We start from the raw sequence: 5,637 nt of genomic DNA on the forward strand, positions 1-5,637 counted from the left end.
AGTCCATTCGATGTCATCACGCTCTAATGCGCGAGCAGCAGCGGGAAGCGCCCCTTGGTGACCAGATATTGGGTCGTGCCGCCGAACAGCGTTTCGCGCAGCCGGCTCTTGCCGAAGGCGCCCATGACGATCAGCCCGGCGCCGAGCGCGACGGCCTGTTCCTCCAGCCGTTCCTCGACCGTCGCCGTGCCACGGTCGACCAGCGTCAGTTCGGCGTGGATGTCGTGGCGCGACAGATAGCGCAGCGCGTCGGTGCCCGGGAAGGCGCCGTCATCCTGGCCGACGGCGACGAGCATCACCGGCCGGCCATCGCGCAACAGCGGCAGCGCGGCCCGCAACGCCGCGGCGGCCTGGGGGCTGCCGTTCCACGCCACCAGCACCGGCGCATCATGGTCGATCGCCTTCGTGCCCTGCGGCAGCGCGAGGACGGGGGCGGGCGTGCTCAGTGCCAGATCACCCGCCAGCATCGACGGCGCGCCGCGTCCGTCGCGCGCCTCGCCGGGCAGGCTGACGATCGCCAGGTCGGCCAGTGTGGCGGCCCCGGCGAGCGCGCCGACGATGTCGCCGTCGGCCATCTCGATGTCCCACGGCACGTCCTCCTTGCCGAGCCGGTCGGCAAGCCGGTCTTCGAGCGCCAGATCGTCGGCCTGCGCCCGAGCCAATGCCTCGGCCGCGAAATAGGTGCCGCCGAAGGGATCGAAGCTGACGAACTGCTGCAACGGCGTCGCAATCATCAGCGTGACATGCCCTTCGAACCGGCGCGCAAGGTCGAGTGCGACCTGCAAGCGCCCCTCGAACGCGGCATCATGATCGGCGTGAACCAGAATCGAACGCATCGCGGATCTCCTTCGACTGCCCTGATGATCGATCAATGCACGGCGGGCCGCCCGGGTTCATTGACCGGCGTCAATCTGTGCGACGCGAAGCCGGCTCGCCTCGTCGAAGAGGCGCAGCAGCACCGGTTCGGTATCGACGACGCGCATCGCGACATGGAATTCGATCGGCGCGAGCGTCGGCATCCCCGCGAGTTCGACCAGCGCGCCGCGCGCCATTTCCGCGCGGACCATCGGTTCGGGGAAGATGCCGACGCCGCCGTGCGCCTTGGCGACATCGATCATCATCCGCGCATTGTTGCACAGGTTGAGCGATTTCTGCGCCACGCGCGACGCGGCGATCGCCTCGCGCATCCGACCGTGGATCGGCGAATGGCTGGCGAGCGACCAGATCGGCACCGACGCGCCGCCGCCGTCGCCGAAGGCCGATGCCACCCGCGGGCTGGCCAGCCAGACCAGCGCGACCGGGCCGATCGGGCTGGTCCGGAGCGCGGGGTGCGCGACCGGCCCGGCGGCAAAGGCCATGTCGGTGCGCCCGGTCAGCAATTGCTGGATCAGGTTGGCGGTCAGGTCGATCTCTATCTCCAGCCCGACGTGCGGCATGTCCGCCTTCATCGCCGCGACGAAGGCCGGCAGGCAGCTCGCCGCCGCGATTTCCCCCGCGCCGATCCGCACCACCCCGCTCGCCTCGGCAAAGCCGCCGCTGCCGAGCAGCGCCTGCTCCATGTCGCGCAGCAGCGGCTCACAGTCGCGCACCAGCTTGCGCCCCGCCGGGGTCAGCGACATGCCGCGCCCGTCGCGGCGGAACAGCGACGACCCCAGCCGCTGCTCCAGTTCGCGCATGCGCGCCGACACCGCCGGCTGGGTGGTGTTGAGGCGCTCCGCCGCCGCCGAGAAGGTGCCGAGCCGGTCGATCCACAGCAGCGTTTCGAGATGGTAGATGGCAATACGATTGATCGACATTGTTTATGAATAACCGAAAAACACTATGATTAGAATTGATGATTGAGATACGCCAGAGTCGCGCCGACTTGCAAAGGAGCCCCATCACATGGTGAACAAGCGATACCCCGACGCCGCGGCTGCGCTCGACGGGCTTCTGTTCGACGGCATGCAGATCTGCGCGGGCGGTTTCGGGCTGTGCGGCATCCCCGAACGGCTGATCGACGCGATCCGCGATTCGGGGGTCCGGAACCTCACCATCGCGAGCAACAACGCCGGCATCGACGGCGAAGGACTCGGCAAGCTGCTCCGCACGCGGCAGATCGGGAAGATGATCTCCTCCTATGTCGGCGAGAACAAGGAGTTCGAACGGCAATATCTGGCGGGCGAGCTGGAGGTCGAATTCTGTCCGCAGGGCACGCTCGCCGAACGCTGCCGCGCGGGCGGCGCGGGCATTCCGGGCTTCTATACCCGGACCGGCGTCGGCACGCAGGTCGCCGAGGGCAAGGAGGTCAAGAGCTTCGACGGCCAGGATTATATCCTCGAACGCGGCATCTTCGCCGACCTCGCGATCATCAAGGGGTGGAAGGCCGACGAGAGCGGCAACCTGATCTTCCGCAAGACCGCGCGCAACTTCAACCAGCCGATGGCGACCGCCGCGAAGGTCTGCGTCGCCGAGGTCGAGGAGATCGTACCGGTCGGCAGCCTCGATCCCGACGCCATCCATCTGCCCGGCATCTATGTGAAGCGGCTGGTGCTGGGCGCGCCCTACGACAAGAAGATCGAGTTCCGCACCGTCCGCCCGCGTCCCGAAACCGCCGGGGCGGCGTAATGCGCGCCCTGTCCCTCGCGGCGGGCCTGCTGCTCGCGGGATGTGCATCGACCACCGCAACGACCGCTCCGAAGGCGCTGAGCGACGAGGTCGTCGTCTCGCAGATCGGTGAAAAGCCGACTCCCGCCTCGCCGCCGACGGGCCAGCAATGGCTGTACGGATCGGCGGAAGGCGCGGTCGCGTCGGCGCAGGTCTATCGCGCGCTCGCCGCCTATGTCAGGAACGCCGTGCTTTCGGCGGTTCCCCGCCGCCAGCTCGTGCTCGCCGAAGGATCGACGCCCGCCGCCCCGCGCTTCGACGCCTGCGGCGACAAGCCGCCCGCCGCGGTGTTCGACGCCGACGAAACGCTGATCTGGAACATCGGCGCGATGCGCTACATGGCCGAGCAGCACAAGGATTTCGACCCCGCCATCTGGGACCAGTGGGAAAAGACCGGCGCCGGCAAGGCGATCGCGATGCCCGGCGTCGTCGATGCGCTGGCGGCGATGCGCGCCGCGGGCGTGACGATCATCGTCAACACCAACCGCACCGCGGCCAACGCGCAGGGCACCGAAGAGGCGCTGCGCGCCGCGGGTCTCGGCGAATTCAGGCACGGCGAGACGCTGTTCCTGATGGGCGACACCCCCGACGGCGCGAGCAAGGACGGGCGCCGCGCGCAGATCGCGGCGCGCTGGTGCGTGATCGCGATGGGCGGCGACCAGCTCGGCGATTTCGCGCAGGCGTTCAATGCGCCGGGCCTTTCGGTCGCCGACCGCAAGACGCTGGCGACCAGCGGCCCGATCGCCGCCTTGTGGGGCCAGGGCTGGTTCCTGCTGTCCAACCCCGTCTACGGCCCGTCGATCCGCGGCGGCTTTGCCGACATCTTCCCCTCCGACAAGCAATGGGAGCCGAAATAATGGCCGAAGCAACCAAGGGCTGGACCCGCGACGACATGGCGGCGCGCGCCGCGCGGGAATTGCGCGACGGCTTCTACGTCAACCTCGGCATCGGCATCCCGACGCTGGTCGCCAACCATGTTCCCGAAGGCGTCGAGGTGACGCTGCAGTCGGAAAACGGCATGCTCGGCATCGGCCCCTTCCCGTTCGAGGGCGACGAGGACCCCGACCTGATCAACGCGGGCAAGCAGACGATCAGCGAACTGCCGCAGACCGTCTATTTCGGGTCGGAGCAGAGCTTCGCGATGATCCGCGGCGGCCATATCGACCTTGCGGTGCTGGGCGGCATGGAAGTGTCGGAGACCGGCGACCTCGCCAACTGGATGGTGCCCGGCAAGATGATCAAGGGCATGGGCGGCGCGATGGATCTGGTCGCCGGGGTCAAGAAGATCATCGTCGTCATGGAGCATAATGCCAAGGACGGCAGCGCCAAGTTCATCCCGGCCTGCACGCTGCCGCTGACCGGCAAGAATGTCGTCGACATGATCGTCACCGACCTCGCGGTCTTCAGGCGCGACGACCATGACAGCCCGTTCCGGCTGGTCGAACTCGCGCCGGGGGTGACGGCGGAGGAAGTCGCGGCTAAGACCACCGCCGCATATGAGGTCGCCATCTAACCACAAGGCCGCGTCGCGCCTTTTCCTCGTCCTGATCGCGATCGCCGCGTTCGGCTTCGCCGGCTGGCTCGGCTTTCGCGTGTCCGGCGGCGACCACAGCCTTGCCAGTGTTGCGATCCCGATGCGGGGTCCGGAAAAGCTGCCCGACACGCCGGCGGAATGGCGTGGCCGGATCGACTATCGCACGTTCGACGAGCAGCTTTCCGCGCTCTCGCAGCGGCCCGAAATGGCCGGGCTGGCGGTGGCGGTGGTCGAAGACGGCGAATTGCGCTTCGTCCGCGCCTATGGCGTCGCCGACAAATCGACCGGCGCGCCGGTCACGCCGCATACGCTGTTCCGCTGGGCCTCGGTTTCCAAGACCGCGACCGGCGCGTTGGCGGCGGCGCTGGCCCGCGACGGCACAGTCGACCTCGATCGCCCGGTCGCCGACTGGCGCACGTCGCTGCGGCTGCCGGACGCCGCCGAAGCGCGGATAACGCTCGCCGACCTGCTGTCCCAGCGCACCGGCCTCACCAAAAACGCCTATGACGAGAAGCTGGAGGAAGGGCAGGACCCCGCGCTGCTCCGCGCGAGCCTGGCCGGCGCTCCGCTGCAATGCGAACCGGGCACCTGCCACAGCTATCAGAACGTCGCCTTCGACGGCGCGAACGAGATATTGGCCAAGGCCGCGAACAAGGCTTTCCCCGACACGGTCGAGCAGCGTCTCTTCCTGCCGCTCGGCATGGTCAGCGCGGGTTACGGAATGCAGCGGCTGACGGGCGCGAGGGACTGGGCCCGGCCGCACCGCGGCGCGCACGTCCTGCCGGTCAAGGAAGCCTATTGGCGCGTTCCCGCCGCGGCGGGCGTCGAAAGCGATATCGTCGATTTCGCCGTATGGATGCAGGCGATGATGGGAAGCCGTCCGGACGTGCTGCCGGAGGCGGTGTTGCAGATGGCCCATCGCCCGCGCGTCGGCACCGGGCGGCTCTATGGCGGCACGCTGCGTCAGGCCACCGCCGACGCGGCCTATGGCCTCGGCTGGCGGAGCTTCACCTACGACGGCCACCGGCTCGAAGGTCATTCGGGAGCGGTCGCGGGCTATCGCGCGACGATGATCTTCGAACCGGCGACGCGGACCGGCGTCGTCGCCCTGTGGAACAGCGATTGGGGATTCCCGTTCCGCATCCCCTTCGCCGCGATCGACAGCTACCACAAGCGGGAGGGGACGCGCTGGCTCGACCTCAGTGAACTGCCCCCGGCACGGGGCGGCGCGGTCCGGGCTGCGATCGCCGAGCCGCCGAAAGGCTAGGGCGGATCGACATTCAGAGGATGGCGAGCCGGAGTCGAAGACGACCACGGGTCAAAATGGTGGTTTTTCGGGACCCGGAGCGCAGCGTGCTGATGGCACGTGAGCACCGGAATCGCGAAAGGCCGCCATTTGCAGGCCGCCAGAGCTGAATGTCGATCTGTCCTAAGGTCTGTGGGGATTCATCTTGCAA

At 68.2% G+C, this 5,637-nt stretch carries 6 protein-coding genes; 4 read left to right on the forward strand and 2 right to left on the reverse strand.

Annotated features, from left to right (window positions below; genetic code table 11):
- Window positions 1-23: 23 nt before the first annotated feature.
- Both SGR02S_RS18720 and SGR02S_RS18725 read right to left on the reverse strand, forming a co-directional pair.
- Complete coding sequence (locus tag SGR02S_RS18720; RefSeq protein WP_067113651.1) at window positions 24-836, reverse strand: universal stress protein; 813 nt, start codon at window positions 834-836, stop codon at window positions 24-26.
- 57 nt (window positions 837-893) lie between these two features.
- The gene (locus SGR02S_RS18725) at window positions 894-1,796 is read right to left on the reverse strand and encodes a LysR family transcriptional regulator (RefSeq protein WP_067113654.1); all 903 of its coding nucleotides are present in this window, start codon (window positions 1,794-1,796) and stop codon (window positions 894-896) included.
- An 88-nt stretch (window positions 1,797-1,884) separates the two neighbouring features.
- Between SGR02S_RS18725 and SGR02S_RS18730 the strand changes: the two genes are divergently transcribed.
- Genes SGR02S_RS18730 through SGR02S_RS18745 form a run of 4 tightly spaced genes read left to right on the forward strand, consistent with a single transcriptional unit; the run spans window position 1,885 to window position 5,447 of the window.
- The gene (locus tag SGR02S_RS18730; RefSeq protein ID WP_067113657.1) at window positions 1,885-2,607 is read left to right on the forward strand and encodes a CoA transferase subunit A; all 723 of its coding nucleotides are present in this window, start codon (window positions 1,885-1,887) and stop codon (window positions 2,605-2,607) included.
- Window positions 2,607-3,503: an HAD family acid phosphatase gene (locus tag SGR02S_RS18735; protein ID WP_067113660.1), complete on the forward strand. Its 897-nt coding sequence runs from the start codon at window positions 2,607-2,609 to the stop codon at window positions 3,501-3,503. The genes SGR02S_RS18730 and SGR02S_RS18735 overlap by 1 nt, the downstream gene beginning before the upstream one ends.
- On the forward strand, window positions 3,503-4,159 hold the full coding sequence (locus tag SGR02S_RS18740) for a 3-oxoacid CoA-transferase subunit B (RefSeq protein ID WP_067113663.1): 657 nt from the start codon (window positions 3,503-3,505) through the stop codon (window positions 4,157-4,159). The genes SGR02S_RS18735 and SGR02S_RS18740 overlap by 1 nt, the downstream gene beginning before the upstream one ends.
- A complete protein-coding gene (locus SGR02S_RS18745) occupies window positions 4,143-5,447 on the forward strand; it encodes a serine hydrolase domain-containing protein (protein WP_067113666.1) in 1,305 nt (434 codons plus the stop codon). The genes SGR02S_RS18740 and SGR02S_RS18745 overlap by 17 nt, the downstream gene beginning before the upstream one ends.
- Window positions 5,448-5,637: the final 190 nt, after the last annotated feature.

It is taken from the genome of Sphingopyxis granuli NBRC 100800 (genome assembly GCF_001591045.1).
Lineage (GTDB): Bacteria > Pseudomonadota > Alphaproteobacteria > Sphingomonadales > Sphingomonadaceae > Sphingopyxis > Sphingopyxis granuli.

What these genes read in the sequence shown, in the direction of transcription:
- SGR02S_RS18720 (WP_067113651.1), bottom strand. Translation starts at nt 836, where the DNA reads ATGCGTTCGATTCTGGTTCACGCCGATCATGATGCCGCGTTCGAGGGG.
- SGR02S_RS18725 (WP_067113654.1), bottom strand. Translation starts at nt 1,796, where the DNA reads ATGTCGATCAATCGTATTGCCATCTACCATCTCGAAACGCTGCTGTGG.
- SGR02S_RS18745 (WP_067113666.1), top strand. Translation starts at nt 4,143, where the DNA reads ATGAGGTCGCCATCTAACCACAAGGCCGCGTCGCGCCTTTTCCTCGTC.
- SGR02S_RS18740 (WP_067113663.1), top strand. Translation starts at nt 3,503, where the DNA reads ATGGCCGAAGCAACCAAGGGCTGGACCCGCGACGACATGGCGGCGCGC.
- SGR02S_RS18730 (WP_067113657.1), top strand. Translation starts at nt 1,885, where the DNA reads ATGGTGAACAAGCGATACCCCGACGCCGCGGCTGCGCTCGACGGGCTT.
- SGR02S_RS18735 (WP_067113660.1), top strand. Translation starts at nt 2,607, where the DNA reads ATGCGCGCCCTGTCCCTCGCGGCGGGCCTGCTGCTCGCGGGATGTGCA.